Here is a 13,269-nt window from a genome sequence, read left to right as displayed (position 1 = left end):
TTGGATCCAATCGGCTTGTGCAAGAACTTGCACAGAAATCATCAGCAACAGTTTTAAAAACCGTTACAAATCATGTGATTACAGAAATGTGTCAATTGGCATACATATCGCTATAGCCCTGGGACATATCCTGAAATGGTTTATAGCGATGCTTTCCAGCAATTCGATGACCTGTCCAGCACCTGTTTCCGGCCTCCGCCAGCTCAATACCGAGCAGGTGCACAAGCTAAGAATCTTCATCAAGAAACGAGTGATGAACCTCGACGATGTGGAGGACATCCTTCAGGGTACATTCCTCGAAGCACTGCGCAACGAGCATAAATTTCGCTACGACTCCCAGCCGCAAACCTGGTTGTGCGGCATCGCCCTGAACCTGATCCGAAACCACTTTCGCAAGCTGTACAAACAGCCTTTTCAGGAAAGCTGGGAGGACCGCGAAGAGCAGGAATTCAGCGACGGTTGCGACATCGGCGCCCAGGTGGATGATCACCGGCAGTTGGCGCGGGTGGTCCGGGCCATCGGAACCTTGCCGATGACCATGCAACAAGTGCTGCGGGTCAGCCTCGAAATGGACGGCAACTATCAGGACACCGCCTCAAGCCTGGGCGTGCCCATCGGTACCGTGCGCTCGCGTTTGTCCCGGGCGCGGGAGCAACTGAAGCGCAGCGTGCCCTGTGTTTTTTGAGTGCCGGGGGGATTTCATTCACGGCACATTGGAACCGTTTGCGCTCGTCATGCCACACATCGGCACTGTCCGACTGAAAATGGCGACCCCTCATGCGCATTTCCAACACACCGTTACCCGCCACCGGCTCTCCATCGTTGGGTGGCGACAAGCCGTTGCGGCCCACGGCGGAGAATGCCAGGCCCAGCGCCTTGGCCACTCCGGGGGGCGGTGTGCAGTTCGGGCAACAGGCCGGGTCCCAGACGCTGGCCAGCCCGGCCAAGGATGCTCAGTCACCGAACCTGTTGGGGTTGGTGATGAAGCGTTTGCTCGGCGGCGATGAGCGCACCACAGCCGCGCGGCCGCTTACCGAAGTTACGCCCGCGACCCGTACCGCTAACACCACGGCGTCGGCGGCCAATCCTGCGGCGACGACCAGTCCCGAAGCCCAATTGCTCGACGACTCGAAATATTCCTCACCCAAGGAGCTTGAACGCTGGGCGCCGCTGGTGGCGGACCTGCCGCCGGAACAGCGCGAGCAAGCGGCCAAGGAGCTTAACCGACCGATCGCTGCCGCCCTGATGGCTACGGAAAAAGGGCCGGACGCGGCCAAGGCGATGAAGTTCATCAATGACAATCCGGCGCTGAAGACTGCGGTCGATACCGGCAAGCACGGTGGCAAGGCCGACGGCAAAATCACCGACGGTGACCTCAAGGCGTTTGCCAAGAAGATGCAAGGCGCGGCGGATAACGCCGACAAGGACTTGGCGAATTATCAGAAAGACCATCCCAATGCGGATCCTCAGTCGTTGCAGATGGTCCGCTCGGCCTCGTTGCTGCAAGCCAACGGTCCACTGGCAAACGCTGCCAGTCCCAAGCACGCGGCCGGCGCGGAGGGCGAGACCAAAGTCGACCAGTACATGGACGCCGAGGGCTTGAAGGCGTTGCAGGACAACAACCCCGGGCTCGCCGGGCCGCTCAAGCAAGCGTCGAAAACCTGGTCGCAGCCCGGCCTGCTGAACATGCTCGATCAGGGCGGCCTCAAAGGCCGAGACCTGGCCACCCATGGCCCGGACAAGAAATTCGACGCGGCGAACATCAGCAACTGGATCAAGAACCAGGCACCCACCAACGGTGGCGAGTTCGCCGGGATGCTCAGCGACGCCGCGACCCTGAATGCCGTCGCAGGTACGGACATCAGCAAGCTGGGGAAAGAGGTGTTCGAGCAACCGGAGAATTACACCGGCGCCCAGAAAGCCGCGGTGATGGTCAAGTTGCAACAAACCCAGCAGAGCGTGGTGGCCGGTTCCGATCTGCGCAAGACCGGCAAGACTGAAGAGGCCCTGGCACAAAAGATCGGCCAGTTGCAGGACGACCCCGATGTGCAGGCCTACATGAACCAGGCCATTCCCAGTCAGGAACGAGCGCTGGTGGCCAGCGACCCGTCCCTGGAAAAAGCGGTGAAGGGCCAGTTGCAAAATGTGGTGAGTGGCCAGGCCCTGCGCAACGACATGAACAGCGCCGACAAGTCCGCAAAAAAAGACACCAACCCCGACTACAGCACGGCCTTGGGCGGGTTATCGGCGCAACTGCAAATGCAGCAGGACTTGCTCGGTCCCGAGGCCAATCTGCCGACGGCTGCACAGGTGGTCGGTAACCAGCCGGACGTCCAGGGCAAGCTGCAACAGTCCTACGTCAACAATTTCAGTGAAGGCGGGTCGCTCAAGCAGTTACTGGGGCAGAAAAAAGCCGACGCCGGCCAATCCCTGAACACCAGCGATGCACAGAAAGCCGCCTATGACGCGGTGCTGCCGCAGAGCTTCGTCCAGGGTCAGCAGGCCAGTTATGTGGACGCCACCGTCGGCCAGTTGCAGCAGTCGAAAAAAGGTCGCGAGCTGCTGGAAAACGCCGGTGACGGAGCAGGGCGGTCCGGTTCGGTCTCCGATGCCGTGGCCCCGAAAAACAAGGCCCAGCAAGTCAAGGATGCCTACGACAACACCAAGCAGGGCCTCTCGTCGGCCAAGGATGGCGTCGATGCGGTGCGCAAGCTGGCCGGTCGTGAAGCATCGGCCGGGCTCGGTCGCATGGCCGGCTCCATCGGTGGAAGGATCGCCGGGGCCGTGGCGGGCGAGGCCGCCGGGCTGGCGGCGGCATCGGCCATCGGCGCGGCGGCCGGTCCCGTGGGCTGGGTGATTGACGCGGCCATGAGTATTGGTTTCGGCATCGCCGCGATTGTCGAGGCCGTGAAGAAACACACCGCGCAAAAGCATTTCGACCACAACGTCGACCCGACCCTGGAGCAGTTTGGTATTCCCAAAGCGCACTGACCAAACGCACTACCTGATGCCAACTATTTAATACACCACGAGGATTGCCCATGAACTCGATAACGCCTCCCGTCCATTCCCAATCGTTGCATACACCCGAGCCCCTTGAGTTGCAGACGCGGGGAGCCTCGACATCGGCCAGCGGGAGTGTCGCAATCACCCCGGGTAGCCCGGAAGCACTGGCGGGCCTGAAAACCCAAATGACCGAGTTGTTCAGGGGCGACCGAACCGAAGAAAACGGGGCAGAGATGGATGCGTTGGCCAACGGACGGGCCAACAAACTGCATGAGATGGGTTTCACCCCCGCCGCCATCGAGGGTCTGCTGGACAAGGCCGAGCGCATGGACCGGGTGACCGTTCCGACCCAGGGCGCAGTGGGCGGCTTGCCATTCGGCGTGGTCACCGTGGTGCTCGACAAAGTCCCTGGGGTAACGGCCGATGCTGCCGGGAACCCGGGGTATACCGGTTACATTGCCGGGTCCATGTCGGGGGCGGCCGATGTCGTAGGTGCCGGACTGCTGACCAAGGCGACCGAAGATTCGCTGTGGCTGAAGGCGCCGGCCGACAAGCTTGAAGACATCATGGCGGCCTCCCAGAAGACCAAGTCCGAGGCCAATCCGCTCAAGCAGGCCGGGCAAAGCGCCACAGCCCTGCAGACATTTACCGTGCGTAACGTCGCGCGCCTGGGGGTTGCGGCAGCGCTCAATGCCACGCTCGGGCCCAAGGCCGCCGCCGCGGCGGATACGGCCATCGGCTCGGCGGGCGGCATGGTGGCTGGCGCCGGGTATGCCGTGATCATGCATAACCATCAAAAAGCCGCCGGCCTGGTCGGCGGGGCGCAGTTGTTCGGGCGCAAAGACTGGGAAGAGCAAGTCATTGAACTGAGGGATTGCAGTCCATCCAAGCCTTACATCAACGGCGCCAAACGCGCCGCCAAATTCCCTCTGGACGTTGCGACCGATACCTTGAGCTCTGTGCGTAAGGTTTTTGAAGGCGGCAACCTTCTGACTAACGGCGGTGCGCTGGCAGGCGGTTTCGCGGTGACGGGCATAGCGCGTAACGCGGCCAAGACCGCTGCACTCAATCACGGGTTGCCGGCGGGCGCCGTTGCGGCGGCGGATCATGCGGTCAACGTCGCGGGTTCGGCATTGACCTTCGCCGCTTACGGTGCCGCCGGTGTGCTGGCCGGAAAAGCGACGGACAAAGGCGTCAAGGTGATTCAGGAGGACATTCCGCCCAAGGCGCAGAAACTGGCGGACGGTGCGCAGAAGGGCATTGAGACCGGGGCGAAGGCCACCGGGAAATTTGCCGGCGACACCTATGGCTCGGCCAAGACAGGCTTGGCCGAGGCGGGCACAGCGATCGGAGATGCCTACACCACCGGCACGACAGCGCTTGGAGAGGCCTACAACTCCGGCACGACGGCGCTCGGCAATGCGGCGCTTTCCGGTGCCAACATGGTTGGCGATCTCGTCCAGCGTTCGGGTTTGCGTAGACGTCCAGCGCCCACCGATGGCGGTGCAGACCAGGTGTGAAGGCCCCCCCCGATGCGCAAACATCGGGGACTTCAACAGGTTTGCCGCGCTTGCATAAACCCGATGACAAGGCGCGCCGCTTCATCGGGTGCTGCCTGAAGCAGACAATGCGGCGCTGTCACTTCAAACACCTGCATTTGCGGTTTCAGGTCCGAGATCCGTCGCACGGCAGCCGCGGGCACCACGCGGTCCCGGGTGGCGCGTAGATAAACCGTCGGCACATCGATTTGAGCAAGTTGCGCCGACATATCGACGCCGAGCACCGACCGCAGTCGTGCGCGCATCACCGAGGGGCTGACCTGATTGATCGCTCGACTCAAGGCCATGCGCAAGGCTTGGGTGGAGAATCGACCGAGCAGCAATGGGCTGAACCACCCGGCAGGCACGATACCTATCGGCAGGAGGTTGACCAGGAAGCTCAAGCGATTGAACAGCGGGCGCGGGTTACTGGCGAACGTGCAGCACAGCACCAGCCCGACTTGTTGCGGCAGACGCAAGGCCGTCAGGGCGAGGGCGATCGGTCCCGAGAAGGACTCACCAACCAATACGAACGGGCGGTCGCTGGGCAGCGATTGTCTGGCAATGGCTTGCAGTTCTGTGTAGTTCAGCGGGACGTCGCCGGGGTAGGTCACGACAACGACGTCGCAAGCGTGGTCGAGGGCCGACACGAAAGGCTCGAACAGTTCACCTGTTCCATCCATTCCGGGCAGCAGGACAAGCGTCGGCAGGTTTGATCGGTCCATGTCTTCCTTCCTTGGCGAGTGGCTATTCTGGCCCATTTGACCCGTCTCGTGCTTGTCAGAATGGGCCTGTTTATCTGTGGGGCGCCGGCAGGCGGATCTCCAGGTTTTGGGCTACTACTGACAAGCCCTTTTCCATTTTCCTGTCAGGAGCTTCCTTATGTTGTCTCACTGGTCTCTTGCGGCGATCCACCTCTTGGCGTTTGCCATGGGCCTCTGGGGCGTGCTGACCCGAGGCACGGCATTAAGCCGCCTGGCCGCGGGCACGGCGCCGGTCCGCAGCGTGCTGGTGGCCGATAACGTGTGGGGGATTTCGGCGGGGATATTGCTGATCACCGGTTTGATGCGGGCTTTTGGCGGCTATGAAAAAGGCACCGACTATTACCTTCACCAGCCGTTGTTCCATCTCAAGATGACGCTGTTCGTGATCATCCTGCTGCTGGAACTGGCGCCGATGATCACCTTGATCAAGTGGCGGATCGCCTTGGGACGGGGCGCCGCCATTGACTTGGGGCGGGCCAAACTGTTTGCCCGCATCAGCCATATTGAAGCGCTGTTGCTGATGCTGATGGTGGTTGCGGCCACCGGCATGGCACGGGCGGTGACCTTCGGCTAGCGTGGACCTGATTCGTCGTGGTTAAAGAGAAAAGTCTGACAGCCATGGCGTAGCCGAAGCCGGTAGTATCGGCTTCACGAAATGGGGGAGGGTTTGGGGGACGAGCGTTCAGCAAAATACCGAGCCTGAATCTTTAGCCAGCCATTGCGCTGAAGCGAACGGGCTGGCTGCTGACTGCAACAGGATTCAGGGTGTTTGCGGCTTGTCTGGAGCGGTCAGGCCAGCCTGAATGCGCTGATAGATTTCTTCGCGATGCACGGCAACGTCTTTCGGAGCGTTGATGCCGATCCTGACTTGCTGGCCGCTAACGCCCAGAATGGTGATAGTAATGTCATCACCGATATTTATGCTTTCACCGACTTTGCGGGTGAGTATCAGCATGGTCTTCTCCTTGATTGCTTTGTAGGGCACCTGATTCAGACAGTGCAGAGGTCGGTGTAGTTATAGATTAGTGCGAAGTCTCACGGTTTGGGTGCCTCTTTCTGACGCGCAGATGCTGCATTAATTCCCAAGGCGTAACTATACAGAGGCCGCAACCATCATTCTCGTTGTTTTAAGCCCATTTTACGGGACTCGGGAAGTATTCATGAATGCTAAAATCCGCTCTTTTGGCATTCAGAGGGAAGCGTTGTGCGCAAATTGGCCTTGGTAATCGCAGTATTGGCGTTGGCAGGATGTGGTGAAGGCAAGGATGCGAGCGCTCAAAAGACGCCATCCGCGACCGTTTCCGCACCGGTAACGGCACCCGCCGCTGCAGCGGCTCCGCAATGGGATCTCGAAGTGCGCGGCGAAACAACCCAGGCGGTGAGCGACCTGAGCGGCTGGCTGATCGAACACAGCTTCGTTTCCAATGTGGTCCGGGAAAACGGCAAGGATCGGATCCTGCTCGGTCCGTTCCCTTCGAAAGCCGAGGCCGAGGCCCGACAGGCTGACCTGAACGCGGCCCTGACCCGGGCGAAAAAGATGAACATCGAATCGCTGATCATCGAGCGTCCGGCGGCGCAGTAACCGCGCATTTGTTCAGGCGCCGTTCAGCGGGGAATCCTAAAGGGTGTCCACGGTGACTCGTATCTATACGTAGTCATTTTCGATTCCCAGAAGGAGCTCCCCCATGGCCTCCACCAATCCTTACAAAATGTTCGACGCGGTCTTGCGGCGCAAGCAGACCCTGAGCCCACACATGATGCGCGTCACCCTGGCCGGCCCGATGGTCACCGAGATGGCCACCTGGGCGCCGGATCAACGGGTGAAACTGTTCTTTCCGGCAGAAGACGGATCACCGGCCAGGCTCGCCCACGACGATGGCTGGTACGCCCGCTATCGCTCAATGCCGGTGGCCCAGCGTCCGGCGATGCGCACCTACACCATCCGTCATTTGCGTGCCGAGCAGGGCGAAGTCGATATCGATTTCGTGTTGCACGGTGAAACCGGCCCCGCGTCCCGTTGGGCCATCCGAGCGCTGCCGGGTGCCTCGATCCAGATCACTGCGCCGGATCGACATTTTTCGGCGCAGGACGCCGGAGGTTTCGAGTGGAAGCCACCTCAAGCACTCAAGCAACTGTTGCTGGTCGCTGATGGCACTGCGTTGCCCGCGGCTCTCGGCATTCTCGATGAGCTGGCGGCCATGGCCGAGCCGCCGGTGACCCAGGCTTTCTTTGAAGTCGACAGCCGCGAAGATGCCTTGCCGGTGCCGGACTGGCCCGGGCTGTCTGTTGAATGGCTGATTCGAGATCACGCGGTTGCAGGATCGCTGATGGTCGAGGCAGTCCGGCGGGCGAATCTGCCGTCATTGACCTCGAAAGCATCCGAAACGGAGGAACTGACGCAAATCGATGTCGACGAAGAGATCCTCTGGGAAACCGCCGAGTCGGCCAGTGACGGTTTCTACGGCTGGATTGCCGGGGAAACGGTGGCGGTGATGAGCCTGCGCAAGTACTTGATCAAGGAGCGCGGCATTCCTCGGGATTCGCTTAACCTGATGGGCTATTGGCGCTGCAACAAAGTCGGCGGTTAGAAACGAACAAAGGCCTCGGGTTTTGAAACCCGAGGCCTTTGTGTTTTCAGCGTTTGTTCAACCGCAGGCTTTCATGTCCACCGGGCCGACAAACTCGTTGCCGCGCCCCATCACACACGCCACGCTCTGATTGCGCTGACGCTCCCAGGTCTGCACCGGGTAGGTCTTGTTCCAGGCTTCATACAATTGGCGATCCTGTTTGGACAAGCGCAAACCGTACTGCTTGCTCATGTAGAAGTACGTCCGGGCAATCATCCCGCGAATCGATGGGCGGGGCATGACCTTCTTTGCCTTGAAGTCGACCTGGGTCAGGCACGAACCGTATTGACCCGATTGCACCGGCAGCCAGCCAAAACTGAAGTTGCTGCGATCGCCATTCACCTCCTTATCCCGGACGACCGTTTGATGACAACGCAAGGAAATGTGAAAAAAACCCTCAATTTCAGATTGTTAGGAGGTGTGCTGTCGATAAGTAGTCCGTCTTCAGCATGTCAACGCTGACATTTTGGCCAAAATCCAATTGTTCAGACGAACGGTAGGCTGGTTTGAAGCAAGGGAACCAAGTGGCTGAGGTTTAAATCAATGGATGGGAAGATTACGGCGGCATGCGTGCTTATTGCCTTTCTCGAATCCTTTTGCAGTACCTGAAAACAGTAGCCGGACTTAGCTCAAGATTTTTTGAAATATTCTTTTGACCCAACCCCGACTGTAGAAGGGCTTCGGTCTTTTCTTCTGCTAGCTTTTGGCGCGATTCACTCGAAAGGCCCTCTGTAATTTGAGCTCGATCAACTTCCTTCTGGAATGCTTCGAGCAACCGGTTCTGGCTGAGCAGGGTAGTCGCGGCCAGCGCGCCTTTTATCGTCTGTTGAACGGACTGCCCAGTCCGCACGGATTCGCATAAAGCGATCACGAGTGGTTCAACTTGGAGAGTAGCAGCAATGGAAACGAGCCTATCTAGCGTAACGCTCGAATTACCGTTCTCAAGCCAGCTCGTGTAATGACGACTGATAGCTTCTGAAGCTCATCCTGGCTCATGCCCTTTGCTTTACGCAGAGCTCGCAGCGTTACAGCGAAGGCGCGCCTCATCGAAGTCTTGCATCCCCAAAAGGAAAGGATAAGGCCGCTATGCCAGAACGCATCACCTCGCGAAGGGGGGCTGCTACCGTGAAAGGCTGCAGCTAGTCGAGGATGCCTCACACGATCCTTCCTTTTCGGTAATCGATGGTCGCCTCAGCAATTAGCTGGCTGATACAGATTCTGTAGAATCTGAACGCCATAGCCATTTGAAAAACCACAAAAGCCGTTCGTTGCCGTTTGCTCTATATCTTCCAGTGCCCATACACCGTGGATCTGGATAGCCCCAGCCTTTCCATGACGTCTTTCCGGCTAAATCCTGCCTCCTTTAGCTCCCTAATAGCCTGAGCATTTTTAGAGCCTTCCGGCTTCCCACGCGAGCGCTGCACAAGCGTGTCGTCAACGATCTGTGTTGCAAGAAGATCTAATCCTCCTTCTGACCGAAAACTCTCCAGTTCCACACGGGCTCGTTCCAAAGCCGCTTCGGGGGGCTCGCCATTACTCATCGAGATGCTGATGGCTAGAAGGGCTACAGGGTCAAGCTTCAGAGGCGTGGATAGCTCGATCAATTTATCAACGGTGATGTTGATCTTCCCACGTTCAAGCGCACTGATGTTTGTGCGCGCGGTGACAGACGCCAAGTCTTCGTATGCCAGCCCGCGCACCGACCGGACTACCCGGATCGTTGCGGCAATCTCTTTCTTGAGCGACATGATCGTCCCTAAAAAGCGAGGATAGGGCCACACTCGAAGTGTTTAGATAAACGTCGATTGATGTTATTATTCCGGACGACGCCAATTGAAAGCCTGGTGAGCTGCCGTTGTATCTGCACCCAGGCGTCCTTTGGGGCCTCGCATTGACCTAATCGAGTTCGAAGGATCGTAAACGTATTCCATGTATTGACGCGATTTAATCCCGCAAATGTAGGAATTTCTGTCGGTCATGGAAGCGGCGAGCTGATTGTTAAATGGGCATGGAAGCAAAATTCAAGCGGGTTGCCTCATGCGCGCACCACATACGAGTATCAAAAATGTTTATCTCAGATGAGTCCTACTCATTTCGTTTTCCTGGGCTTTTTGGAAGCGGGCAATCGGCTTGGCGAATGCTTGAGCGGCAATCGATGGATCCTTGGTATCAAGTCATCCGCAGGATCTGCGAAGGTTCGGGGCATCGCATTGAGAAATTGATATCGACTAGCGCCTCTGTCTTGGTCGAAATTCTCGCGGATAGCAAAACCAGTTCGGTTGAGGTCGTACAGGTCATAACACCGCCCTGGATGAACGCCACTCCTTTGGATCGTATGGAGACTTTGATCGAGTTGACCGCTGGATACGACCATAGTGGCGAATATGTATTGCTTCACAAAGTCGAGTGTGGAGCGGTTTACAGCACGTCTACTGATGGTACGAGCGACACGAGTTTGCTCACGGAAGTGAAAACCATCTACGAAGATCCCAAGCGTAACGCATCGATGGTTCCGGAATATCCCACAGTACTGATGCCTAAAATTCCGGAATAGTCCGAGGCGAACATGCTATGAAGCTCCAAATCTACTCAGATCTGCACCTCGGCTTCGCTCGATTCAAGCCCGCCGCGCGCGACGCGGACGTAGTAATTCTCGCCGGTGACATTGATATCAAATCGCGCGGCGTAGCTTGGGCGAACGACACATTCCATTGCCCGGTGATTTACGTTTGCGGAAATCATGAGTTTTACGGCGGTCACATCGATCGCACGCTTCGAAAAATGAAGGACGCCGCAGCGCCACATGTTCACGTCCTCGAAAACGAAGTCTTGATACTCAATCAGACGAGGTTTTTGGTCACGACTGCATGGACAGATTACTCGTCGACCGGAGATGTCGTTGCCGCGAAACGAGTCGCGTGGGACTGGATGAACGATTTCACTGTGATCAGAACTGATGCAAATTTCCGGCGTTTACGTCCTGATGACTTGATCGCTAAATCTCAGGCGGCGTACGCCTGGCTAACTGGCGAATTGGACAAGCCCTTCGCGGGTAAAACTGTTGTCGTCACTCACCATGCCCCCGCTTTGGAACACGTGAGTGAGGATTTTCCTGCACACCTCAGTGCTGCGTACGCAAACAATTGGCCTGAGCTTCTAGAGAAGGCCGATCTTTGGGTGTACGGGCATACCCACATCGCTGCGGATTTCGTTAAACGAGGCTGCCGAGTTGTGTCAAATCCTCGCGGATACCCGACCGAAGAGACCGGTTTCGACCAGGATTTTCTGATCGAGATTTGATGAGCTGTCTCTCAGTTATGAACCTTAGCGAACTGAATTTCGCTGCGTACGAATTCGAGAAAATTACATGGTCACGTTAGAAGAAATCTCGCAGCTACTTTACGGCGCAGGCGCGGAGATGGCTGGCTGGTTGGGGGCTGAGGAAGACCTGATCTATTTAGCAGCAAAGTCATTCCCAGGCAAAGCATTCTGCGTTGTTCGGCAGTGGAATTTAATCGACCTTACGGTTAACCCTGATGAGAAAGAAAAGCTCACCGGGCTCGGTCTACTGCCCGCGACTCTCTTCGCGCACGAAGTTGTTTTTGATAGTCGAAATCGATTTCAGGCGGGCATGTGGGTACGCAGTAACTTCGGAAAATCCTTCGCAGAAGGCTGCATGTTTGAAACCAAGAGTACGGTCTACCTCCTGCTGGGATCGGGCCTAAGAAAAAATGCCAGCATAGGTGCTGCTTTTTCTATGAAAGCGGATTGAGCTATGACTGGCGCAAAATACTACTTGAGTCATGTGGAGATGGCCGATGCCAGAAATCATCGAAGTCGAATTTCATAGTAAATATCTCAGTGACTTCCAAATGAGTCGCCTTGTACAAGCGAGTCTCCGAAAATACACAGTGGCCATTACGGCTTTTATCAGCGATGCAGTGATCATTGATGATAGGTGCCTCGGAGTGTCTTTCGATCACCTGCAGCAAGACGACGCGTATCAAACAGCCAATGGCGGAATTATTCGCACAGAAAAAATACAGAGAGCATGGAAAGAAGGGCGGTTTTGGCTTCTTGAGACGCGAGAAGGAAATTACCTCGTTGGTAGCTTCAAGCGTGGGGGTGGGCGACGTAGTTTTCTTGAGTTGCTTCGTTCCGGTGAACGTCTCCAATCTGAGGATTGAATATTCTGGGGGGTGGAACTGCATGGCATCTGATGAACGCTGGACAGTTGCTCGGGCAACGAGAAATTTCGATGAGTTGCTTGAGAAGGTGATCATGATGCGTAAACCGGTTTTTATCGATGGTCAGCAAAGGAGAGCTGTTCTGATCTCGATAGAGGAGTGCGCCGTCCAGGATGAGCTCCGCTCCCGCGTTCTGTCAGACTTCTGAGGCATCGCTTGCTAGGCCTAATACGGTTTGAATCAGCAGCGCTCCGAGTTAGCCGTGCGGAGCGCTTCAAACTGCCTCTATGCTGTGACCCTCGTTTACCATCGGACGGTTCACAGCTGGCCTTGGCTCAGTAACCGTACTCGTTCAGCAGCTTCTGCAAAAACTCACGCCGCCGTTGGACGATGCTCAAAATGAGATAGTCGCGGTCGGTGTCCCTCGTCGACAAATGCCCAGCGTCCACAAGGCCGTGGATGTAGCCTTCAGCTTTTCCCCTCGCTTCAAGTAGGTCTTCGATGGAGGTGCTTTTGTAAATGTCGCCAGCGATGAGCTGCCACCGCTTTTTCTGCCAATGCCCGACGGAGTCATCGGAAAATTTCGGTGCGTTGATCAGAGTGTTGAAATCGGTGCGTGCGTCAGGTGTGTTCAAAGCGGATTCTCAGAACAGTGATAACTGAGCGGAGGCTATCATGCGCACACTATATCGCCTGTTGTTGGCTGGTTTTTATAGGCGCTGGCGCGAAGGGACGACATCAATGATGGTGCCCGCTTTCGGTGGCGTCTTTCAACGTTGTGGCGCGTACAGGCAGTGCTATTCAGCGAGTACATTCCTAGCCCGGAGTTCGATATGGGATACCTCAGCCTAGAGGACATCTACCCCGATGACGTAAAGATATATGGCCATCTGCGGGTGGGGATGACCGACCTCTACGTAAAAGACAATCATGCCGTTTATGGTGTGGTTACGCGTGGTCAATACCGCGAGCTGACCAGCAGGTTACTGCGTGACGAAGCAGTGCAAATCATCATCAGCGCTAAGCTCGCAGCGTTGCCTGAGGATTACGATCCGTGGATAAGGCGGATCGAGCGCAATCGCGCCTTACACGCTAGGTATGGGGACAAGTTCGATCCCTGGGGGGACGACTGACAGCCCCCACGTCC

The 13,269-nt window shown here is 57.1% G+C and carries 17 protein-coding genes; 12 read left to right on the top strand and 5 right to left on the bottom strand.

Annotated elements, in window-relative coordinates:
• The first annotated feature begins 148 nt into the window (after positions 1-148).
• The 3 genes from HKK53_RS09485 to HKK53_RS09475 all read left to right on the top strand — a co-directional run bounded on the left by HKK53_RS09485 (position 149) and on the right by HKK53_RS09475 (position 4,526).
• Positions 149-685, top strand: a complete 537-nt coding sequence (locus tag HKK53_RS09485; RefSeq protein ID WP_169370609.1) for an RNA polymerase sigma factor — start codon at positions 149-151, stop codon at positions 683-685.
• A 92-nt stretch (positions 686-777) separates the two neighbouring features.
• Entirely contained in the window at positions 778-2,991 is a 2,214-nt protein-coding gene (locus tag HKK53_RS09480; protein ID WP_169370608.1) for a type III effector HrpK domain-containing protein, read from the top strand.
• A gap of 50 nt (positions 2,992-3,041) precedes the next feature.
• Positions 3,042-4,526, top strand: a complete 1,485-nt coding sequence (locus HKK53_RS09475) for a hypothetical protein (RefSeq protein WP_169370607.1) — start codon at positions 3,042-3,044, stop codon at positions 4,524-4,526.
• A gap of 32 nt (positions 4,527-4,558) precedes the next feature.
• Here HKK53_RS09475 and HKK53_RS09470 read toward each other — a convergent pair whose 3' ends face one another.
• Positions 4,559-5,269, bottom strand: coding sequence for an alpha/beta fold hydrolase (locus HKK53_RS09470; protein ID WP_169370606.1), 711 nt, complete (start codon positions 5,267-5,269; stop codon positions 4,559-4,561).
• Between the two features lie 157 nt (positions 5,270-5,426).
• Between HKK53_RS09470 and HKK53_RS09465 the strand changes: the two genes are divergently transcribed.
• Positions 5,427-5,882, top strand: a complete 456-nt coding sequence (locus tag HKK53_RS09465) for a DUF2214 family protein (RefSeq protein ID WP_169370605.1) — start codon at positions 5,427-5,429, stop codon at positions 5,880-5,882.
• Between the two features lie 186 nt (positions 5,883-6,068).
• Here HKK53_RS09465 and csrA read toward each other — a convergent pair whose 3' ends face one another.
• Positions 6,069-6,263, bottom strand: coding sequence for a carbon storage regulator CsrA (gene csrA, locus HKK53_RS09460; protein WP_007938114.1), 195 nt, complete (start codon positions 6,261-6,263; stop codon positions 6,069-6,071).
• A gap of 249 nt (positions 6,264-6,512) precedes the next feature.
• Here csrA and HKK53_RS09455 point away from each other — a divergent pair, with 249 nt between their 5' ends.
• On the top strand, positions 6,513-6,890 hold the full coding sequence (locus tag HKK53_RS09455; protein WP_169370604.1) for an SPOR domain-containing protein: 378 nt from the start codon (positions 6,513-6,515) through the stop codon (positions 6,888-6,890).
• 103 nt (positions 6,891-6,993) lie between these two features.
• Entirely contained in the window at positions 6,994-7,896 is a 903-nt protein-coding gene (locus HKK53_RS09450) for a siderophore-interacting protein (protein WP_169370603.1), read from the top strand.
• Between the two features lie 57 nt (positions 7,897-7,953).
• Here the strand turns inward: HKK53_RS09450 and HKK53_RS09445 are convergent, their stop codons facing one another.
• Together HKK53_RS09445 and HKK53_RS09440 are read right to left on the bottom strand one after the other, a co-directional pair.
• Positions 7,954-8,337: an endonuclease gene (locus tag HKK53_RS09445; RefSeq protein WP_442962292.1), complete on the bottom strand. Its 384-nt coding sequence runs from the start codon at positions 8,335-8,337 to the stop codon at positions 7,954-7,956.
• Positions 8,338-9,215: 878 nt separating this feature from the next.
• A complete protein-coding gene (locus HKK53_RS09440; RefSeq protein WP_169370602.1) occupies positions 9,216-9,683 on the bottom strand; it encodes a helix-turn-helix domain-containing protein in 468 nt (155 codons plus the stop codon).
• Between the two features lie 317 nt (positions 9,684-10,000).
• Between HKK53_RS09440 and HKK53_RS09435 the strand changes: the two genes are divergently transcribed.
• From HKK53_RS09435 to HKK53_RS09415, 5 genes are all read left to right on the top strand, one after another.
• Positions 10,001-10,489 (top strand): hypothetical protein, encoded by a 489-nt coding sequence (locus tag HKK53_RS09435; protein WP_169370601.1) that lies wholly within the window; start codon positions 10,001-10,003, stop codon positions 10,487-10,489.
• A gap of 17 nt (positions 10,490-10,506) precedes the next feature.
• Positions 10,507-11,235 (top strand): metallophosphoesterase family protein, encoded by a 729-nt coding sequence (locus tag HKK53_RS09430; RefSeq protein ID WP_169370600.1) that lies wholly within the window; start codon positions 10,507-10,509, stop codon positions 11,233-11,235.
• Between the two features lie 67 nt (positions 11,236-11,302).
• Complete coding sequence (locus HKK53_RS09425; RefSeq protein WP_169370599.1) at positions 11,303-11,707, top strand: DUF6957 family protein; 405 nt, start codon at positions 11,303-11,305, stop codon at positions 11,705-11,707.
• Between the two features lie 46 nt (positions 11,708-11,753).
• On the top strand, positions 11,754-12,122 hold the full coding sequence (locus tag HKK53_RS09420) for a hypothetical protein (protein WP_169370598.1): 369 nt from the start codon (positions 11,754-11,756) through the stop codon (positions 12,120-12,122).
• Positions 12,123-12,144: 22 nt separating this feature from the next.
• Entirely contained in the window at positions 12,145-12,330 is a 186-nt protein-coding gene (locus tag HKK53_RS09415; protein ID WP_169370597.1) for a hypothetical protein, read from the top strand.
• 127 nt (positions 12,331-12,457) lie between these two features.
• Here the strand turns inward: HKK53_RS09415 and HKK53_RS09410 are convergent, their stop codons facing one another.
• Positions 12,458-12,757 (bottom strand): hypothetical protein, encoded by a 300-nt coding sequence (locus HKK53_RS09410; RefSeq protein ID WP_169370596.1) that lies wholly within the window; start codon positions 12,755-12,757, stop codon positions 12,458-12,460.
• A 198-nt stretch (positions 12,758-12,955) separates the two neighbouring features.
• Here HKK53_RS09410 and HKK53_RS09405 point away from each other — a divergent pair, with 198 nt between their 5' ends.
• The gene (locus HKK53_RS09405; RefSeq protein WP_169370595.1) at positions 12,956-13,255 is read left to right on the top strand and encodes a hypothetical protein; all 300 of its coding nucleotides are present in this window, start codon (positions 12,956-12,958) and stop codon (positions 13,253-13,255) included.
• Positions 13,256-13,269: the final 14 nt, after the last annotated feature.

Origin of the sequence: Pseudomonas sp. ADAK7 (assembly GCF_012935675.1) — a bacterium.
Taxonomy (GTDB): Bacteria; Pseudomonadota; Gammaproteobacteria; order Pseudomonadales; family Pseudomonadaceae; genus Aquipseudomonas.
The sequence above is the reverse complement of the archived record's forward strand: the minus strand, read 5'-3'. Positions and strand labels throughout refer to the sequence as shown.

What these genes read in the sequence shown, in the direction of transcription:
- HKK53_RS09485 (WP_169370609.1), top strand. Translation starts at nt 149, where the DNA reads ATGCTTTCCAGCAATTCGATGACCTGTCCAGCACCTGTTTCCGGCCTC.
- HKK53_RS09480 (WP_169370608.1), top strand. Translation starts at nt 778, where the DNA reads ATGCGCATTTCCAACACACCGTTACCCGCCACCGGCTCTCCATCGTTG.
- HKK53_RS09475 (WP_169370607.1), top strand. Translation starts at nt 3,042, where the DNA reads ATGAACTCGATAACGCCTCCCGTCCATTCCCAATCGTTGCATACACCC.
- HKK53_RS09470 (WP_169370606.1), bottom strand. Translation starts at nt 5,269, where the DNA reads ATGGACCGATCAAACCTGCCGACGCTTGTCCTGCTGCCCGGAATGGAT.
- HKK53_RS09465 (WP_169370605.1), top strand. Translation starts at nt 5,427, where the DNA reads ATGTTGTCTCACTGGTCTCTTGCGGCGATCCACCTCTTGGCGTTTGCC.
- csrA (WP_007938114.1), bottom strand. Translation starts at nt 6,263, where the DNA reads ATGCTGATACTCACCCGCAAAGTCGGTGAAAGCATAAATATCGGTGAT.
- HKK53_RS09450 (WP_169370603.1), top strand. Translation starts at nt 6,994, where the DNA reads ATGGCCTCCACCAATCCTTACAAAATGTTCGACGCGGTCTTGCGGCGC.
- HKK53_RS09440 (WP_169370602.1), bottom strand. Translation starts at nt 9,683, where the DNA reads ATGTCGCTCAAGAAAGAGATTGCCGCAACGATCCGGGTAGTCCGGTCG.
- HKK53_RS09435 (WP_169370601.1), top strand. Translation starts at nt 10,001, where the DNA reads ATGTTTATCTCAGATGAGTCCTACTCATTTCGTTTTCCTGGGCTTTTT.
- HKK53_RS09430 (WP_169370600.1), top strand. Translation starts at nt 10,507, where the DNA reads ATGAAGCTCCAAATCTACTCAGATCTGCACCTCGGCTTCGCTCGATTC.
- HKK53_RS09425 (WP_169370599.1), top strand. Translation starts at nt 11,303, where the DNA reads ATGGTCACGTTAGAAGAAATCTCGCAGCTACTTTACGGCGCAGGCGCG.
- HKK53_RS09420 (WP_169370598.1), top strand. Translation starts at nt 11,754, where the DNA reads ATGCCAGAAATCATCGAAGTCGAATTTCATAGTAAATATCTCAGTGAC.
- HKK53_RS09415 (WP_169370597.1), top strand. Translation starts at nt 12,145, where the DNA reads ATGGCATCTGATGAACGCTGGACAGTTGCTCGGGCAACGAGAAATTTC.
- HKK53_RS09405 (WP_169370595.1), top strand. Translation starts at nt 12,956, where the DNA reads ATGGGATACCTCAGCCTAGAGGACATCTACCCCGATGACGTAAAGATA.